Here is an 18,763-nt window from a genome sequence, read left to right as displayed (position 1 = left end):
CTTACTCCCACTCAATGGTTCCCGGTGGCTTGGAAGTCACATCCAGGACCACGCGGTTGACCTCTGGCACCTCGTTGGTGATACGGGTGGAGATTTTCTCCAAAGTGTCGTACGGAACGCGGGTCCAGTCAGCGGTCATCGCATCCTCAGAGGAAACCGGGCGCAGCACGATTGGGTGGCCATAAGTACGACCATCACCCTGGACACCAACCGAGCGGACGTCGGCAAGCAGGACGACCGGGCACTGCCAGACAACCTCGTCCATACCTGCGGCCGTCATTTCCTCGCGCGCAATGGCGTCGGCGCGGCGGAGGGTATCCAGACGCTCCTTATCGACAGCGCCGATGATGCGGATACCAAGACCCGGACCCGGGAATGGCTGGCGAGCGACGATTTCTTCCGGCAGCCCCAGTTCGCGGCCGACCGCACGGACCTCGTCCTTGAACAGCAGGCGCAGCGGCTCAACGAGGGTGAACTCAACGTCATCCGGCAGACCGCCGACGTTGTGGTGGCTCTTGATGTTGGCGGTACCAGAACCGCCACCGGACTCAACCACATCCGGGTACAGGGTGCCTTGGACCAGGAAGTCCACGGTCTCGCCCTCCGGAGCGCCCTCCAGCGCCTGTGCGACAGCGCGCTCGAAGGAGCGGATGAACTCACGGCCGATGGTCTTACGCTTGGTCTCCGGATCGGTGATACCAGCCAGAGCATCCAGGAAGACCTTGGAATCGTCGACGGTGATCAGCTTCGCACCAGTTGCGGCAACGAAATCCTTCTCAACCTGCTCGCGCTCACCCTGACGCATCAGCCCATGGTCAACGAAGACACAGGTCAGACGGTCACCAATAGCGCGCTGCACCAGCGCGGCGGCGACTGCGGAGTCGACACCGCCGGACAGAGCGCAAATTGCGCGACCGGTCTCACCGACCTGATTACGGACCTGCTCAATCAGCTCTTCCGCGATATTAGCGGCAGTCCAGTCCGGCTCCAGACCAGCAATCTCGTACAGGAACTTCTCCAGAACCTGCTGACCATACGGCGAGTGGTTGACCTCCGGGTGGTACTGCACACCGGCCATGCGCTTTTCCAAACACTCGAAAGCCGCTACCGGAGCACCCTTGGTGGACGCCGTAACGGTGAAGCCCTCCGGTGCCTTAGACACCGCGTCACCGTGGCTCATCCACACCTCGTGTGTCTCCGGCACACCAGTGTGAGCGACACCGCCACCGTCGACGACGTTTAGCTGCGTGCGACCGTACTCACGGTCACCGGTAGCAGCAATCGTGCCGCCGAGCACCTCAGTCATCGCCTGGAAACCGTAGCAAATACCAAACACCGGAATGCCCAGCTCAAGCCACTCTGGGTTGAGCTTCGGGGCACCTTCGGCGTAGGCACTGGACGGGCCGCCGGACAGCACCAGCGCGGCCGGGTTCTTGGCCTTGATTTCTTCGGTCGTCGCATCATGCGCGACCACTTCGGAATAAATTTTTGCCTCGCGCACACGTCGCGCGATGAGCTGCGCATACTGCGCACCGAAGTCCACGACGAGGACGGGCTTAGTCACCTGTTCAGACACGCCCTAAAGCTTATCAAGACTTACGGACTGCAGGCATACCCAGGTTCAGTGCAGCCGGAGCATCTGCGGGCACAGCCGGGCTCACCGGAGCAATCGGATCCAGGCGCACGTAGGACTCACCCTGCGCCGGACGCTGATCTTCCTCACTCTTATTCGGCCACAGCGACGTCGCACGCTCCGCATTCGCGGAAATCGACAGTGACGGGTTCACTCCCGGGTTGGCTGCCATCGCAGAACCGTCGTGAATCGAGAGCGTCGGGTAGCCCCACACACGCAAGTACGGATCAACGACGCCGTTTTCAGGCGAATCCGAAATCGTCGCACCGCCAATGAAGTGAGCTGTCAAAGGAATATTTGCCAACTCACCGATAGTGCCACCAGCCAGCACACGACCATTCCGACCACGTGCACTGAGCTTGTCCGCCGCACGTTGCGTAGCTTCGTTACCCGACGGAATCCACGTCGGATTCGGCTCCCCCTCGCCCTGCTTACTCATCAGGAAACGCACCGGCCCGATCTTTTGCAGGTACGTCGTAATCGAGTTGTCGCGATTCTGCATCACCAGAGAAATCACGGTGCGCTGCGACCACTTACGCAGATTCACGAGCTGCGTCAGGTAGTTAGGATGCTTTACGACGGTTCCCACAGCCTGCAACCATCGCGGAGTCCGACGACCTCCTTCGGTCATAATCATCTGCAGCATTGCGATGGCATTAGAGCCCTTGCCGTAGCGCACTGGCTCGATATGGGTGTCCTCGTCCGGGAAGAATGACGAAGTGATGGCTACACCGTTAGAGAAGTCATTTTCCGGGTCCACCTTCGTCCCCATCGCCCCCAAAATAGCCTCGGAGTTGGTGCGGGTCAGCTTGCCCAAAGACTTCGGCAGCAACGGCAAGTGCCCATCGGCCTGCTGGCGGTGCAACAAGTTCTGGGTGCCCCAGGCACCGGCGGCGAGAATGACGCGCTTAGCGCTAAACTGCTGCTTGCCCTTAGCTACCCAACGGCCAGTGCGCTCAGTGTCAATAACCCAGGAGCCATCAGCCTGAGGGTGCAGGCCAGTAACGGTAGTGCGGTCAAAGACCTGCGCACCGAACTTCTCCGCCAAGTAGAGGTAGTTCTTAACTAGGGTGTTCTTGGCATTGTGACGGCAACCAGTCATGCACTCACCACATTCCGTACAAGCAGTACGGTCCGGGCCAATCCCCCCGAAGTAAGGATCGGAAACTGTTTGCCCTGGCGCACCCTGGCCACCGGTCTTGGCGCCAAAGAACACACCCACCGGAGTCGAGCGGAAAGTATGGCCCACACCCATATCTTCGGCTACCTCACGCATGACAACGTCGGCAGGCGTGTCGGATGGGTTGGTGACCACCCCGAGCATGCGAGATGCATTGTCATAGTGCGGAGTGAGTTCTGACTCCCAGTCGGTAATGTGCCCCCCACTGACGGTGCTGGAAGTATTCGGTGCCCGGCTTATACAGAGTGTTTGCGTAGTTAAGAGAACCACCGCCGACGCCAGCACCAGCGAGAATCATGACATCTTTCAACATGTGCACGCGCTGGACACCAAAGAGCCCCAGCTTGGGAGCCCACAGGTACTTGTGAAGCCGCCAGCTGGTCTTGGCAAAGTCTTTATCTTCGAACCGTCGACCAGCTTCGAGAACTGCCACTCGGTAGCCTTTTTCGGTCAACCGCAAAGCAGAAACAGAGCCACCGAAACCGGAACCGACGATTACAACATCGAAATCGCGTTGTTTACTCATGGGAAAAGCCACCTTCTCTAAGGGCGTAACGCTAATGCGCGGAACTCATGTTCCTAACCCTAAGCAAAGGTGGCTTTTCAGTAAGGTAGTTTTGCGAAAAAACTATCCGATTACTTTAATTAAAAACCCTTTGGACGTACCGACAGCTCAACGCGGTGGAAGGACTTCAGGTTGGTAAAGCCGCACTTGGCCATTGCGCGACGCAGGCCACCGGCGAGATTGCGGTCACCGAACGGCGAAGCGGACGGGCCAAACAGAGCCTCTTCCAGGCTGACCAATTCCTTCTCATCGTCAACGACCGGCCACACCGCACCGCGCGGGTACTTCGGGTGTGCCGCAACAGACGGCCAGGCGTAGCCCTGCCCCGGAGCTTCGTTGACGGTTGCCAGCACACTGGACAGTGCCACAGCATCCGCACCGCAGGCGATTGCCTTGGCAATGTCACCGACGGTATCAATGCCGCCATCGGCAATGATGTGGACGTAGCGGCCCTCGGTCTCATCGAGGTAGTCCTTACGAGCAGCTGCAGCATCCGCAATAGCGGTAGCCATTGGCACATCGATGCCGAGCGCATCCGGGGACGTCGTAAAGCCCGTACCGACAATCACGCCAGCGGCGCCTGAGCGCATCAGATGCAGCGCAGTCTGGTAGTCGACAACGCCACCGGCGATAACCGGAACATCCAGGCTGCCGATGAAGTCCTTGAGGTTCAGCGGCTCCCCCTGAGCAGTTACATGCTCTGCGGAAATCAGCGTGCCCTGGATAACCAGCAAGTCGATGCCGGCCTTGATAGCCAGCGGAGCCAGCTCACGGGCATGCTGCGGGGAGACACGAACTGCAGTGATCGCGCCGGTTGCGCGGATTTCCTTAATGCGTTCAACCAACAGGTCAGTATCAATTGGAGCAGAGTGCAGTTCCTGCAGCTTGCGGTTCACTGCCTCGGATTCGCGCTTGGTGGCGGCATTCTTTGCCAACTCCACCAGCTCGGCGATCTTGTCCTGTGCATCGGCATGACGGGCCCAGATGCCCTCGGCGTTGAGAACCGCCAAGCCGCCCAGTCGAGCAAACTCAGCGACGGATTCCGGGCTGGCGATGGCATCTGTCGGATGCATCATCATCGGGAGTTCGAAATCGTAGGCGTCAATTCGCCAGGAGGTATCGACGTCCTTGGACGACCGGGTACGACGAGTGGGAACGAGTGCAATATCGTCCAACTCGTAGGTCCGGCGTGCCTCGCGGCCAATACCGATTTCAACGATGTCGCGCATGAGCTTTCCTCACATGCCCTTTCCGTGGAATTTAACTCGACTAAGCCAGTTTAGCGCTGGTAGTAGTTCGGCGCTTCGACAGTCATCTGGATATCGTGCGGGTGCGACTCGCGCAGGCCTGCAGCGGTGATCTGGACGAACTGTGCGTCGTGCAGCTGCTCGACGGTAGCGGAACCGGTGTAGCCCATAGCTGCGCGCAGACCACCGACCAGCTGGTGAACGATGGAGTCGATGCTGCCGCGGAACGGAACACGCCCCTCAATGCCTTCCGGAACCAGCTTCTCTTCGCTCTTGACGTCAGCCTGGAAGTAGCGATCCTTGGAGTAGGAGCGCTTCTCACCGGTCAGGCCGCGGCCCTGCATAGCACCCAGCGAGCCCATGCCGCGGTACATCTTGTACTGCTTGCCGTTGACGAAGGTAACCTCACCCGGAGCCTCAGCGGTACCTGCCAGCATCGAACCGAGCATGACGGAGGATGCCCCGGCTGCCAGAGCCTTGGCGATGTCGCCGGAGAACTGCATACCGCCATCGGCGATAATCGGAACGCCAGCCTTCTTAGCTGCGACAGAGGCTTCCATGATGGCGGTGATCTGCGGGGCACCTACACCTGCGACAACGCGAGTGGTACAAATCGAGCCCGGTCCGATACCGACCTTGATGGCATCTGCACCCGCGTCAATCATGGCCTGTGCAGCGCCACGGGTAGCCAGGTTGCCGCCGATAATCTGGATGTTCTCGCCGAATTCCTTCTTAACGCGGGAGACCATCTCAAGTACACCTGAGTTGTGGGCGTGAGCGGTATCAACAACGAGCACGTCTACGCCTGCGTCAGCCAATGCGTGCGCGCGCTTCCAGGAGTCCTCGCCGGTACCGATGCCAGCACCGACCAGCAGACGGCCGGAACCATCCTTGGAAGCATTCGGGTACTGATCCTTCTTGACGAAGTCCTTGACGGTAATAAGACCGGTCAGGCGGCCTTCGCCATCGACGATCGGCAGCTTCTCCACCTTGTGAGCGCGCAGCAGGTTCAGCGCCGCATCGCCAGACACACCCTGCTCAGCCACGACGAGCGGCATCGGTGTCATGATTTCGGAAACCTTGCGGTTCAGGTCTGCCTCAAAACGCATGTCGCGGTTGGTGCAGATACCGACCAGCTTGCCGTCCTTGTCGACGACCGGCAGGCCCGAGATGCGGTAACGAGCGCACTTGGCATCTACTTCGGCGATGGTGTCATCCGGGGAACAGGTCACCGGGTCGGACACCATGCCAGCCTCAGAGCGCTTCACAATCTCGACCTGCTGCGCCTGCTCCTCGATAGACAGGTTGCGGTGCAGGATACCCATACCGCCCTGGCGGGCCATGGCAACAGCCATGCGGGCCTCGGTGACGGTGTCCATAGCAGCGGACACAACCGGAATGTTCAGACGCAGCTCACGAGTGAGCTGCGTCGAAGTATCAACGCCGGAGGGGATAACGTCCGAAGCATCCGGCAGCAGCAGGACGTCATCGAATGTAAGGCCGACTAGTGGAATCTTGTTGGGATTGTCTCCGCCGAGGCTAATTCCCGTGGGGTTGGTCATGGACTCCTCCTGCTCCACCCTTGCCGACATCCGGCCAGGGGCGCTATCGCTTCGTGGTTGCCAAACGTTATATACAGGGTAGTCCTTCAGTGATGAAACGCGACAATTAGGCGGAGCGACAGGTGCCCGACAAGGGTTAGCCGAAAGCTAGCTGAGGGTTATACCAAGGTGAACTAAACCTCAACTAAGTACATTGCCAATCGACAGGATTGCCGTCCAGAGCTGTTACGGTAGTGATTGTGAACCACAACTTTTTCTCATCCATGCCGCGGGATCCGTTCGAAGGAGATCCCAATGACCCGGCAAGCTTTCTCGAGCCGGATGAGCCGTTTGCTCCACTAACAGACCAGGAACGTCGAGAGGTTCTTGAAGATCTGGCCGCAGTTCGCCTATTCCGCACCGCTTTGAGCCCAGAGGGATTACTGGGCGTCTGCATGTTGTGTGAGGACTGCGGTGACGAGCACTTTTATAACTGGGAGGTTTTGGAAAACCACTACCTGATGCTCCTGTCTGGACAGGCATCTCCGGTTCACGAGCCACAATTCGATCCAGACCCCTCCCGTTACGCCCCATGGGACTACTGCGCAGGCTTTGTCGACGGTCTGCGTTCTCGACGACCTGGCCGTTTCTAAAAATTTGGTAAGAGTTTGACGGAATTGTTTGCGTAGTATCCCGGCTGGCCTCCTTAGGTTTACCAACCGTTCATTGTTGGCCTCCACACTTGAGCTCACTGCTTCAAGAAAGCTCAATGAAGGAGACATCAATTCCGATGACGTACATCGACCACTTGCCCGGGCCCAATGCGGATTTGTGGGATTGGCAGCTGCACGGCTCGTGCCGCGGGCAGGACTCCGCGACCTTCTTCCACCCGGAAGGCGAGCGCGGACGCGCACGCAGCCTGCGTGAAGCCCGTGCGAAGGCTATCTGCCGTTCTTGCCCTGTTCTTATGCAGTGCCGTAGTCACGCACTCAAGGTTGGTGAGCCATACGGTGTCTGGGGCGGTCTCAGCGAATCTGAACGAAATGAAATCCTTCGAGCTAAGCCGGCCGCACGTGAACGCGAACTTGAACGCGTTCTAGTTACTGCCATGTAGTCCCTCCCCTCTCTCGGACTCCAGCCGGTTCACATAAAAACCAAAATGCTCCCCACCCTCAGATTGAAAGGTGGGGAGCATTTTACGTGCCAAAGGCCAGGGCACTAGCACACTTGCGATTAGTGAGCGTGATCGTGCTGTGGTTCTTCTTCCGGCTTATCCACAACGGAAGCCTCGGTGGTCAGCAGCATGCGTGCCACGGAGGTTGCGTTGACGACTGCGGAGTGAGTGACCTTGACCGGGTCGATGACGCCGGACTCAATCAGGTTCTCGTAAGTGTCAGTAGCAGCGTTGTAGCCGTTGCCGTTCTCCAGCTCACCAATGTGGTAGACAACGACAGCGCCGTCCTTACCAGCATTCTCAGCAATCCAGAAAGCCGGACGGGTCAGAGCCTTGGCAACTGCACGGACACCGACTGCCTCGTCGCCCTCGAACTCGTCAGCGAATGCCTCGAGTTCACGGGAGATCTGCACCAGTACGGAACCGCCACCGGCGATGACGCCTTCCTGAGCTGCCGCACGAGCAGCGTTAATGGCGTCCTCGACACGCAGCTTGCGCTCGTTGACCTCGGTCTCGGTAGCAGCGCCGACCTTAATGACGGCCACACCGCCAGAGAGCTTCGCCAGACGCTCTTCCAGCTTCTCGCGGTCCCAGTCAGAGTCAGTGCGCTCGATCTCGGCACGGATCTGGTTACGACGCTCTTCCACAGCCTCAGCGGTGCCGGCACCGTCGACCAGAACGGTCTCGTCCTTGGTAATGGTGATACGGCGTGCGTTACCCAGCACCTCAAGTCCAACGTCCTTCAGCTGCATGCCAGTGTCAGCCGTTACGACGGTCGCACCGGTGACAACTGCCAGGTCATCCATGAACGCCTTACGACGGTCACCGAAGTACGGTGCCTTCACTGCGGCAACCTTCAAGGTCTTGCGCATAGCGTTGATAACTAGTGCGGACAGAGCCTCGCCCTCGATATCCTCAGCCATGATCAGAGTCGGCTTGCCGGACTCGGCAATCTTCTCCAGAATCGGCAGGAACTCCGGCAGGGAGGAAATCTTCTCGCGGACCAGCAGCACCTGTGCGCCGTCGAGAATTGCCTGCTGAGCCTCGACGTCGGTAATGAAGTACGGCGAGAGGAAGCCCTTGTTGAAGGACACGCCCTCGGTCACGGACAGCTCGGTGGCAATCGACTGCGACTCCTCCACAGAGACGACACCGTCCTTGCCAACCTTGTCCATAGCACCTGCAACCAGGTCACCGATTTCAGTGTCGCGCGAGGAAACGGTTGCCACCTGTGCGATGGCAGCAGAGCTGCTGACCGGGGTGGCGCGCTGCTTCAGCAGCTCAACCGCCTTGTCGGATGCAGCGTGAATACCGCGGTTCAGCGAAATCGGGTTTGCGCCGGCTGCAACGTTGCGCAGACCCTCGTGGGCCAGCGCCTGTGCCAGCAGCGTTGCGGTAGTAGTACCGTCACCGGCAACGTCATTGGTCTTGACCGCAACGGACTTAACCAACTGCGCGCCGAGGTTCTCAAACGGATCCTCAACGTCGATGTCGCGGGCGATGGTCACACCATCATTGGTGACCAGCGGACCGCCGAAGGCCTTGTCCAGGACAACGTTGCGACCCTTCGGGCCAAGCGTGACCTTGACTGCGTCGGCAAGCGTGTCCACACCGCGCTTGAGGCCTTCGCGAGCCTCTTCGTTAAAAGCAATAAGCTTCGCCATGTGTGGGTACGTCCTCCCTTTAGTTCTCGATAACAGCCAGGATGTCGCGCTGCGACAGCAGCAGGTACTCTTCGCCCTGGTACTTCAGCTCAGTGCCGCCGTACTTGGAGAAGATGACAATGTCCCCCTCCTTGACGTCCATAGGAATGCGGTCATCGTCATCGGCCCAACGACCCGGACCAACTGCGATAACGGTAGCCTCCTGCGGCTTCTCCTTAGCGGAGTCCGGGATAACCAGGCCAGAAGCCGTGGTGGTCTCTGCTTCGTTGATCTGGACGAGGACGCGGTCCTCCAGCGGCTTGATGTTGACGTTCGCCACGATGAATTCCTCCATACATGCGGTGATGTGATGTTCTTGTGCCGGTTGGTCTGCCGTGCACAGCCGTCGTCGCGGGTGAACAACTGTGTGTCAAACAACCTTCGTTAGCACTCTACCCCTGCAAGTGCTAACACTCAACAATAGTGAGCGCTAATGCTAATTGGTCAGCTTGTCGGGGTTACACGCCATACGACCGAACACAGTAACCGTCATTCCGTGTTCCTTGATGTACTCATCACTAAAGCACGGGCCACCAGAACCGGTTGTGTAACGACTGTCTGGCTCCCTCCTTTGCCAGGCACCTTCGTCCCATTGGTAGACCGCCATTCCACCACTGTTTGCGCGCCCACCCAGCGCCCACCATCCGTCACAGGCTGAAGTTCCCACTCGCTGTAGTCTTTACTCATTTTTTTGGGCAAGCGCTTTCCTGTAATTGTCCTGCGGTCCATGGCAGAGAAACAAGTCAAAGTCAGTTAACGAAATTTAACATGGATCCGAAGGGGAATCACTGCTTATTGCATTACAGGATCTTCCACAGGCATGGAGGGGTCGGTCGGGCAGGCGTAGCCAGAGGGCTTGACCCCCGCGGCAATGAGGTAGGCGGCAGCTGCACCAATCATGACACCGTTGTCGGTACACAGCTTAATCGGCGGCACGTGCAGCGTAATTCCCGCCGAGGTAGCTCGCGCCGCTGCGAGTTCACGCAACCTCGAGTTCGCAGCCACACCACCACCGAGCAGCAGCGTAGTGGCCCCCACATCCTGAGCTGCGCGAACGGCCTTCTTGGTCAATACATCGCAGACCGCCTCCTGGAAGGAAGCACAGACGTCCTCTACGGAGTATTCACGACCTTCCTTCTCTGCCGCCTCGACATAGCGGGCCACGGCGGTTTTCAAGCCGGAGAAGGAGAAGTCATGGCGCGCATCCTGCTGGCGCATCATGGCGCGAGGAAACGCGATGGCCTTGCGATTTCCCTGCTTAGCCAACTTATCGATAATCGGGCCGCCCGGGTAACCCAACCCAAGCAACCTCGAAACCTTGTCGTATGCCTCTCCGGCTGCGTCGTCAAGCGTCGATCCGAGCTCCTCCATCGGACGACCAACCCCCTGCACGCGCAGCAGCTGCGTGTGCCCGCCGGAAACCAAGAGCGCCACTGCGTTGGATAGATCTGCGCCATCGAGAGCTCCGACAGCAACGTGGCCACCAAGGTGATTAATGCCGTAGAAAGGCACACCCCAGGCGGCGGCATAGGCCTTCGCGCCTGCCGAACCGACCAGCAGCGCACCAGCGAGACCGGGCCCCACGGTAGCGGCGACGGCATCTGGGATAAAAGTATCGATACCGAGCTTGGCAGCTGCTTGCGCGCGCGCCTCGGAGACTACTGGCTGCAGGGCTTCCAAATGAGCGCGGGAAGCAATCTCCGGGACCACACCACCGAAGCGGGCGTGCTGTTCCATGGAGGATGCGACGACGTCGGCAAGCACTTCCACCTCGGGAATGGCGGGGGTGCTGGTGTCGGTGTCGTCGTAGCGCACACGCACCACTGCAGCGCCAGTCTCATCGCAGGAACTCTCGATTGCCAGCAGGGTCAACTCGGTCATAGCAGTCATGGTACTAGCGCACCACCGGGTCACTTACCAGCGACCGAGTTTAAATTTCGAGGCGACCGAGGTTCCGCACAGCGGCACGCCAGAGAGCGTATTCCTCTGGGTAGTCATCGCGGTAGTGGCGCACGGCGCGCATACCGTGCTTAATACGCTCGATTTCCTCGTCGCCGATATCCTTGCCCTCGGCGTCGACAAATACGACCGTTCCGCAAATTGCGGTGGTGGGGTCGGTAAAGAAAGCCGAGTTGCCCGTAGCAGCCTCATTGCGGCCGAGGGACGCGACCGGATTCGGTTCAGCGCCCTCAGCCTTGGCCGTCGGGTTGTAGAGAGCGGCGTAATCGGCGCCGTCTTCCTGGAACGCCACCGAAACACGGTCGGAGGAAACTCCGCCGAGGAAAGTAGCAGCGGCGTCCAACTCAAATTCGACGATGCGATGCGTCAGGTCAGGGTTCACCAGAAAACCTTTAATCATGGAAACAGAGGTACCGCACCGCACCCACTCCCGCATCTCGAGAGCGCTACCCCCACTATGGCCGCGGGATGTTGCGGAGGTTCGACCGTGCCATGTTGATCATCTGACCAACGCCGCCGCCGAAGACGGTGCGAGTAGCGGCCTTGGAGAATCCCATCAGCATGTCCCAGGTGATGTTTGCCGGAATGGACAGGGCATTCGGGTCGGTGATCATGTCCACCAGCACCGGGCCGTCGTAAGCCAGCGCCTCTTGAATCAGGCGAGGCGCATCGGCCGGATCTTCAATTCGGATGGCCTTGATACCCAACGACTCTGCGACTCCGGCGTAGTCAACTGCGTCGTGATCGGTCTCGTGCTCCGGCAGCCCCTGAACCAGCATTTCCAGCTTGACCATGCCGAGCGAGGAGTTGTTGAACACAAACATCTTGATGGGCAGCTGCTCCTGCTTCACGGTGATGAGCTCACCGAGCAGCATTGACAGGCCACCGTCACCGTTGAAGGTAATGACCTGACGGTCCCGATCAGCAGCCTGCACACCAATGGCCTGCGACAGCGCATTGGCCATAGTGCCGTGACGGAAGGAACCAATCTGCTCTCGCTTGCCATTCGGCGTGACGTAGCGCGCAGCCCAGACATTGCCCATACCGGTATCGACGGTGAAGACGGCATCGTCATCGGCGTACTTATCAATCAGGTCGGCTACATACTCCGGATGAATCGGGCGCATGTTCTCAACGTCGTGGGTGTATGCCTCGATGACGTGGCTGAGCAGGCGCTCGTGGTTCCGCAGCTGCTTGTCCAGGAAGGAGCGATCGGTCTTTTCATCCAGGTGCGGCAGGATGGTTTCAATCGTGGCAGCCACATCGCCGACGACTGGGTACTTCACCGTGGTACGACGACCGATGGCACGACCATCGATATCGACCTGTGCAACGTTCTTAGTCGGCAGGAAGTCGTTGTAGGGGAAGTCAGTACCGAGCAGAATCAACAGATCAGCATCGTTGGAGGCATCGTGGCAGGCGCCGTAGCCCAGCAGGCCGGACATACCGACGTCATAGGGATTGTCGTACTGGATGTACATCTTGCCACCCAGCGCATGCCCCACCGGCGACTTAATCTTCTCCGCAAGCTTGAGCACCTGTTCGCGGGCGTCCTTCACACCTGCGCCACAGAAAAGCGTGACGGTTTTAGCCTCGTTAATTGCGTCGGCAAGCGCGGCGGCCTGGCCGGCGTCAGGGAATACAACTGGGCGACCGCTGCTGATAGTGGAAGTGACGAACTCGTCATTTTCCACCTCATGCGTTGTAATGTCGCCCGGCAGAACCAGCACGGAAACACCGTGGCCAGTCATGGTCGACTGGATAGCGTGATGCAAAACGACGCCACCCTGCTCAGCGGAGTTGACCATCTCGCAGTAACCGGAGCACTCGTTGAAGATGAACTCCGGATGGGTCTCCTGGAAGAAGTTCGAGCCAATCTGGCGGGAAGGAATGTGCGATGCCAGCGCCAGCACCTTTGCGCCGTTGCGGTGGGAGTCATACAGACCCTGAATGAGGTGGGTATTACCCGGGCCACAGGAAGCCGCACACACTGCTAATTCGCCGGTGACCAGGGACTCCGCGCCGGCGGCGAAGGCGGCAGCCTCTTCGTTGCGAACGTGCACCCACTCAATGGAGGACTCGCGCACAGCGTCGACAATGGGGTTCAAACTATCTCCAACGAGTCCGAAGATTCGCTTGACACCCTGCTTCTCTAGGGTTTCTACGAGCTGTTTTGCAAAGGTTTTAGCCATGTGCCTGGTTTAACGCAGATTAGTCAATACGTCAACATCTAGCTGGCCAACTCAGGCCTACACATCGTGTACGCATCCGCCCCAGAGCCCGGATAATAGTTCTTTCGCAGCCCCATATTTTCGAAACCATAGCGCCGATACATGGCGATCGCGGGTTCGTTATCTGTGCGAACTTCCAAAAACACCGGGCCCGGATCCTCTGCCACAGCTGCCATCAGCGCGTCCATCAGCTGCGCCCCAAAGCCCCGGCGCTGCCACTTCTGCCCCACACCGATAGTGTGAATCTCGTACTCGGCGGCCCCCGCAGGCCCCAGCTTGGTGATCCCCGCATAGCCGCACACTTCTTCGCCCCCGTCCGCCTCTGCGATCAGCCCGACGTAGAAATTGTTCGGCGCGGCCAGCTCTGCCATAAAGACCGATTCCGGCCAGGGATCGTCGCCGGCAAACAGCTCTGCCTCAATCGCCGCACACGCCTTGGCCGCAGGAGGTCCGAGACGCACTAGCTTGACGACGCTCATCTCATAGCCTTCGGGACAACGGCATCCGGACGGCGCAAGTACAGCGGCACCAGTGGGCCCGGCGCGGAGTCAAAGTCAACCGCTTCAACCATGGCTTTCGGAGTGGGAAAGACTTGTTCGGCAGCAACCTCAAGCCCGGCAATTTGCTCGATGTGGCTGAGGCTGCCGCGGGCGTGGCTCGGCGCGAAATCGGCGGCTTCTGCTGCAAGTTCTCCCTTGAGCAGCTCCATGACGTCGGCTGGCTTGGCCACTGCCGGGCCGAAAACCCGCTGGCCATCGCGGTAGGCGGCGAAGTACACCTCGCGGCGGCGGGCATCGGTGACGACCAGTTCATCGCCAACCCCACCCGCGAGCGCATCCAGGCTGCAGATGCCGTAGCAGGGAATCCCCAGAGCGTCGGCGAAGGAGGCTGCGGTGGCCATACCAACGCGCAAGCCCGTAAACGGCCCCGGCCCACAGCCGACAACCACGGCATCTAGCTCGGTTGCCGCCACCCCACTGTCAGTGAGGCACTGCTGAATCAGCGGCACCAGCACCTCGTTGTGCGCACGGGCATCCAGGTGCAGCTTTTCGGCCACGGTTTCACCATCGCGGACAATTCCCGCGGTGACCTGTGGAGTCGATGTGTCAACGGCCAAAATGTTCATACTCAGTAACCTACTTGAACCGACTTGAAGCTACTTGCTCCACTTCCAGGTGACGACGCGGGCATCGTCGTCACGCGAACGATCGATGCTCACCTGCAAATAGCGCTCGGAGAGCACCTCGGCGAGCCCCATTCCCCACTCGGCGACCACGACGCTGTCCTCAAGGTCGGTGTCCAAATCGAGCGAGTCCAGCGCATCGAAGGCCTCGCCATCGGAGCCGGGTCCCTCTTCGCCGAAGAGGCGATAGGCGTCGACGTGGATGAGGGTGACGCCGTCGGTTGCCAACGGACGGTGCTCGCGGGCGATGGTGAACGTCGGCGACGTCACGCGACCGCGCACGTTCATGCCACGGGCGATGCCCTGCGTGAGGGTCGTTTTGCCCGCGCCGAGTGGGCCATCGAGAATCACCAGATCCCCGGCGGCTAGCTCCCGGCCAATCTCCTCGCCGAGGTCACGCATGTCCTCTGCGGTTGGCGCAATGCGGCTGCGCACCCACTTTCGCTCACTGCGTCCCTTTGGCGCGGTGAGGATTTCGTAGTTAATGGTGCCGGATGCCTCCGCGAGGTCATCGAGACCGGGCTCCCCCAGTGTGGGATCGCCGACGATAATCGCAGTGTCGCCGGCCTCGACATCGCTGTCGGGCCCCAGATCGACGACGAATTGATCCATACACACGCGCCCCACCTGCGGATAGCGTGTGCCATTGATGCTGACCTCGAAACGCCCGGAGGCTGAGCGCATCATGCCGTCCGCATAGCCACAGGGCACGATGCCGATGGTGGTGTCGCGGTCAGTTGTCCACGTCTGTCCGTAGGACACCGACTGCCCCGCCGGCAGCTTCTTGACCAAAATGACCGACGCTTCCCACCGCATCGCGGGACGCAATCCGTGGGTAGCACCTGCAATTGGCTCACCACCATAAATCGCCAGACCTGGGCGCACCATGTCGAAGGCCAGGTCAGAACGCGACAACGATGCCGGCGAATTCGCCGCATGGTTAATCAGCTCGTCCAGCCCCGCCTCACGCAGTGCCGCAATCGCAGCACGGAAATTCTGCGCCTGCTTATCGACGCTCTCGTTGCCCGGCTCATCCGCGCACGCAAAGTGCGTGAAAGCACCGGTGATATTCAGCGCACCGGTCTTGTGTAGCTCGACCAGCTGAGCGACCGCATTGTCAAAGTCCCCATTGGCCATAGAGAATCCCGAGCGTCCCAAACCCGTATCGACCATCACCGTCACACGTGGTGTCACCGACAGCGCCCGCCCGGCATTGGCCACAGCCAGTGCATGAGCCATCGACGGCAGACCGAGGTCAATATCTGCAGCCACAGCGCGCTGCACCAACGAGGTGGCTGCTGCGTCCCAGATCCAGGCGAGGATGGGGGTGGTGTGGCCGTCGTCAAGCGTGGCGCGGAGTTCCTCGCGGAGGGAGAGCGCCTCATCGATTGTTGCGACGCCGAGCTGTGTTGCGCCGCCGTCCAGTGCGGCACGCGCGGTCTGCAGCGCACCCTGCGAGTAGCCGTCCGCCTTGACGACGGCCATGAATTCCGACACCCCTGCGATGGCCTTGACGGTCTTCACATTGTGGGTGATTGCGTCGAGATTAACGGTGTGGGTCAGGATGGCTGGTGCCGAGGAAGTCATAGCCGTATTTTGCCACTGCTGCCTTCGTTGGTGAACCATGCGGTGGCATCTCGGATGGATTCGGCGATGTCCTGGGCGCTGCAGGGTGCTGGTCCGAACGCTGTCCGCGCGGCCAAAAATGCGGCGCGACCGTGAATAATTGCTGGTACGTAGAGGGATTCGCCACGCGCTACCCAGGCACCGAGAAGTCCGGACAATACATCGCCGGAACCCGGCGTTGCTGCCCAGGAGCTACCCGCGTCAATCACGACTGTGCGCTGCGTTGTCGGATTGGCAATCACGGTGCGGCGCCCCTTGAGCAGCACTTCGCAGGAGAACTGCTCGGCAAGTTCACGGGCATCTGCGATGGCGTTAGTGACCTCATGCCCGGTAAGACGCTCGAATTCACCGGCGTGCGGAGTGAGAACAGTGCGCAGGTTGCGCTCTTGGCCGCGTTCACGGACGAGCTGTCGGATGTCCTCATGCTTCGACAGCAACGTCAGTGCGTCGGCATCGAGAACTACCGGCTTGTCGGTGGCCAAAATATCTCGCAGTTCCTCGGCCGCGCGCTCATCAGTGCCCCGGCCGGGACCGACGACCCAGGCATCAACGCGTACCTCTTTGCGATCCACCGAATCTGGCTGCGCAATGACCGTCGGCAAGGCAGTGGTGATGCGGTTACGTGCGACCGCGTCGCCGACATAGATGACTGCGGGGCTCGTCGCATGCACGGCAGCGGTGGCACACAGCTGCCCTGCGCCGGGATATGCCTCGCTACCGGCGGCGATTCCTGTAACTCCGGTGGAGTACTTGTGGTCAGCGGCACCGGGCTCGAGCGGGGTTATCGCGCCAAGTGGTGCGGGGAAGCTCCCGCCTAGGGCTTCGTAAAACTTGACGGTCGGAGTCCGGTGGTGGACGGCATTGTAGGTACCGTTTTCGTAGAGCGTCTGCCCCAGTCCTGGAAGTTCGAGGGAGAAGGCATCGAGCGCAATTTCATGTAGTTCGACCTCACCGCAGGCTTCCGACAGCGCATGCGCGTAGCGCAGTCCGCCGAAGGTCACCGTTGTCGTGGCCTCGACGTGGGATGGCAGGTACGGATCCTGCCCCTCTTCCAGATCAGGGTCCGGATTGATGGTCTGGGAGGGCGGATCAAAAGTGCGTCCGGTATCGGCTTCCACACCACTCGGCACGTCGACCGAGAGAATAGGAACCTCGCCGATGTTTGCCTCGCGCACCAGCCACGCAGCCTCTTCACGCAGCGCGCCGTGACCACCGAGCCCCACAATTCCGTCGATGATCAGTGCGTAGTCTTCACTAATCGACCACAGAATCTTCGATAAATCCGTCTCCCGGTCACGCCCCAACGGCAGCACCCGCCCACCTGCGAGCTCAAACGCTTTCAGCGCCCGTTCATGTGGCTTCGTGCCCAGCAAAACCGCATCCACGCCATGTCCGCCCGAAGACAAGTCCCGGCCGGCATAGAGCGCATCGCCACCATTGCCTCCCGACCCAACCAACAGCAGCACACGACCGCGACCAGGCTCCTGCGACACCTTAGCGAGCATCCGCTCCGCCACCTCCGACACAGCGGCGGCTGCGTGGCGCATGAGTTCGTCGTCACGCGTTTGTGCGTCCAGATAGGGCTGTTCCGCGGCGCGAATTTCGGCAGCTGTGTAGCAGTACGTCATAAACCCAGCCTACGATTAGCCCCTATGGATGACTACTCCCCGAGCACGCGAGTTTTCGGCCCTCTACTGCGCGCCTTTCCGCAGGCATACCTGCGCTCGTTGCGTCATCCCGAATGGATCCCCCACGGCGTGCAGGACGTTCGCGAAATCCTCGACGGCAAAGTCACTCCCGACCTGGATGGATACAACGGCCGCACACCAATTGTCCTGGTTCACGGCACCTGGATGAACTCGTTCAACTCCTTCGCCATGTTGGGGCCGTTCCTCGCCCGGAATCGCCCTGTATTCTCACTCGATTACGGCTCCGACCCCGCCGCGCTGGTCAGCCGCCTCCGCAGCGTCAAAGCCACCACCGATTTGAACGATGCGCTCGCCGAAGTCACCGACCTTCTCGACCGCTTCCGAGCCCAACTCTCCCTACCCCGCATCGACCTCATCGGTCATTCCCAGGGCGGTCTGCACTGTCGCAGTTACGCCAACGCGAGCATTGATTCGCTTTACGACGACGCCCTCAACCGTGGCCTCAACGAAGAAGCAGCCGAGCAGTACGCCTCCGACAACAGCCCCGTGCGAGCAGTCATCTCGCTTGCGGGAAACCATCGCGGCACTACTGCGTGGGGCATGCGCCGAAGGCTCAGTGTCCTTGAGCGGTGCGGCCTACCGATGCACAAGCTCGTCGACCGCCTTGTCGGCCGTGCCTGCATTCAACAGCTGCTGGACTCTGACTACATTGCGACTCTGAACCGCGCAGCGCGTGGCATTACCCGACGCGGCCCGCACTACCTGAATATCGGCACCCCTTTTGACACCGTGGTTCGCCCGTGGACCGGCGCCTTTTTGCCCGAACAAGAGGGTCACCACATTACGAACGTCAACAATGCCACTGGCGGTGGCGACTGGTCTGATCACCTCGCACTGCTCTACTCCCCCAATACGCTCGAACGCATTCACGAGTTCTTGGAGGAACTGGATGGCGCTGAGACTGGTGATGTCCCGCATCATCCGCGACAGCGAGTCCTGCCTATGTACGGCGCCCTGCCGAGGAGTCTCGGACGGAGGGGTCTCGGACGGAGGGGTCGGATCTAATTCAGCA

16 protein-coding genes and 1 pseudogene are annotated in these 18,763 nt (G+C 60.1%); 3 read left to right on the top strand and 14 right to left on the bottom strand.

Translation table 11 applies throughout. The features are described from left to right. Nucleotide 1 precedes the first annotated feature (1 nt). From guaA to guaB, 4 genes and pseudogenes are all read right to left on the bottom strand, one after another. Complete coding sequence (guaA, locus tag NQ014_RS06495) at nucleotides 2-1,576, bottom strand: glutamine-hydrolyzing GMP synthase (protein ID WP_257074385.1); 1,575 nt, start codon at nucleotides 1,574-1,576, stop codon at nucleotides 2-4. Between the two features lie 13 nt (nucleotides 1,577-1,589). Beyond that, nucleotides 1,590-3,339, bottom strand: a pseudogene (locus NQ014_RS06490) (FAD-dependent oxidoreductase). A gap of 119 nt (nucleotides 3,340-3,458) precedes the next feature. Next, the gene (locus tag NQ014_RS06485) at nucleotides 3,459-4,607 is read right to left on the bottom strand and encodes a GuaB3 family IMP dehydrogenase-related protein (RefSeq protein WP_257074384.1); all 1,149 of its coding nucleotides are present in this window, start codon (nucleotides 4,605-4,607) and stop codon (nucleotides 3,459-3,461) included. Between the two features lie 50 nt (nucleotides 4,608-4,657). Then, nucleotides 4,658-6,187, bottom strand: a complete 1,530-nt coding sequence (guaB, locus tag NQ014_RS06480) for an IMP dehydrogenase (RefSeq protein WP_016422119.1) — start codon at nucleotides 6,185-6,187, stop codon at nucleotides 4,658-4,660. A gap of 263 nt (nucleotides 6,188-6,450) precedes the next feature. On the opposite strand from guaB, the gene NQ014_RS06475 reads away from it, so the two are divergent. Continuing rightward, nucleotides 6,451-6,819, top strand: coding sequence for a DUF5319 domain-containing protein (locus NQ014_RS06475; protein ID WP_038629374.1), 369 nt, complete (start codon nucleotides 6,451-6,453; stop codon nucleotides 6,817-6,819). Between the two features lie 137 nt (nucleotides 6,820-6,956). Continuing rightward, on the top strand, nucleotides 6,957-7,280 hold the full coding sequence (locus NQ014_RS06470) for a WhiB family transcriptional regulator (protein ID WP_016422117.1): 324 nt from the start codon (nucleotides 6,957-6,959) through the stop codon (nucleotides 7,278-7,280). Between the two features lie 119 nt (nucleotides 7,281-7,399). Here NQ014_RS06470 and groL read toward each other — a convergent pair whose 3' ends face one another. From groL to NQ014_RS06420, 10 genes are all read right to left on the bottom strand, one after another. Next, nucleotides 7,400-9,004: a chaperonin GroEL gene (gene groL / locus NQ014_RS06465; RefSeq protein WP_257074382.1), complete on the bottom strand. Its 1,605-nt coding sequence runs from the start codon at nucleotides 9,002-9,004 to the stop codon at nucleotides 7,400-7,402. A 19-nt stretch (nucleotides 9,005-9,023) separates the two neighbouring features. Then, complete coding sequence (gene groES / locus NQ014_RS06460; RefSeq protein ID WP_005510054.1) at nucleotides 9,024-9,323, bottom strand: co-chaperone GroES; 300 nt, start codon at nucleotides 9,321-9,323, stop codon at nucleotides 9,024-9,026. 156 nt (nucleotides 9,324-9,479) lie between these two features. Next, nucleotides 9,480-9,710: a hypothetical protein gene (locus tag NQ014_RS06455; RefSeq protein WP_257074371.1), complete on the bottom strand. Its 231-nt coding sequence runs from the start codon at nucleotides 9,708-9,710 to the stop codon at nucleotides 9,480-9,482. Between the two features lie 125 nt (nucleotides 9,711-9,835). Then, entirely contained in the window at nucleotides 9,836-10,915 is a 1,080-nt protein-coding gene (tsaD, locus tag NQ014_RS06450) for a tRNA (adenosine(37)-N6)-threonylcarbamoyltransferase complex transferase subunit TsaD (RefSeq protein WP_257074474.1), read from the bottom strand. Nucleotides 10,916-10,973: 58 nt separating this feature from the next. Further along, nucleotides 10,974-11,402 (bottom strand): hypothetical protein, encoded by a 429-nt coding sequence (locus NQ014_RS06445; RefSeq protein ID WP_257074369.1) that lies wholly within the window; start codon nucleotides 11,400-11,402, stop codon nucleotides 10,974-10,976. A gap of 55 nt (nucleotides 11,403-11,457) precedes the next feature. Continuing rightward, nucleotides 11,458-13,194, bottom strand: a complete 1,737-nt coding sequence (locus tag NQ014_RS06440; protein WP_016422112.1) for a pyruvate dehydrogenase — start codon at nucleotides 13,192-13,194, stop codon at nucleotides 11,458-11,460. 38 nt (nucleotides 13,195-13,232) lie between these two features. Continuing rightward, entirely contained in the window at nucleotides 13,233-13,712 is a 480-nt protein-coding gene (rimI, locus tag NQ014_RS06435; protein ID WP_257074365.1) for a ribosomal protein S18-alanine N-acetyltransferase, read from the bottom strand. Next, nucleotides 13,709-14,359, bottom strand: coding sequence for a tRNA (adenosine(37)-N6)-threonylcarbamoyltransferase complex dimerization subunit type 1 TsaB (tsaB, locus tag NQ014_RS06430; protein WP_257074362.1), 651 nt, complete (start codon nucleotides 14,357-14,359; stop codon nucleotides 13,709-13,711). The genes rimI and tsaB overlap by 4 nt, the downstream gene beginning before the upstream one ends. Before the next feature lie 30 nt (nucleotides 14,360-14,389). Continuing rightward, the gene (gene alr, locus NQ014_RS06425; protein ID WP_257074360.1) at nucleotides 14,390-16,003 is read right to left on the bottom strand and encodes an alanine racemase; all 1,614 of its coding nucleotides are present in this window, start codon (nucleotides 16,001-16,003) and stop codon (nucleotides 14,390-14,392) included. Beyond that, on the bottom strand, nucleotides 16,000-17,670 hold the full coding sequence (locus NQ014_RS06420; protein WP_257074358.1) for an NAD(P)H-hydrate dehydratase: 1,671 nt from the start codon (nucleotides 17,668-17,670) through the stop codon (nucleotides 16,000-16,002). The genes alr and NQ014_RS06420 overlap by 4 nt, the downstream gene beginning before the upstream one ends. A gap of 24 nt (nucleotides 17,671-17,694) precedes the next feature. Here NQ014_RS06420 and NQ014_RS06415 point away from each other — a divergent pair, with 24 nt between their 5' ends. Continuing rightward, a complete protein-coding gene (locus NQ014_RS06415) occupies nucleotides 17,695-18,756 on the top strand; it encodes a triacylglycerol lipase (RefSeq protein WP_257074356.1) in 1,062 nt (353 codons plus the stop codon). The last annotated feature ends 7 nt before the right edge of the window (nucleotides 18,757-18,763 follow it).

The sequence above is a fragment of the Corynebacterium sp. 5QC2CO genome (assembly GCF_024580435.1).
Lineage (GTDB): Bacteria > Actinomycetota > Actinomycetes > Mycobacteriales > Mycobacteriaceae > Corynebacterium > Corynebacterium jeikeium_D.
This window is presented reverse-complemented; position numbering and strand designations above follow the sequence as displayed.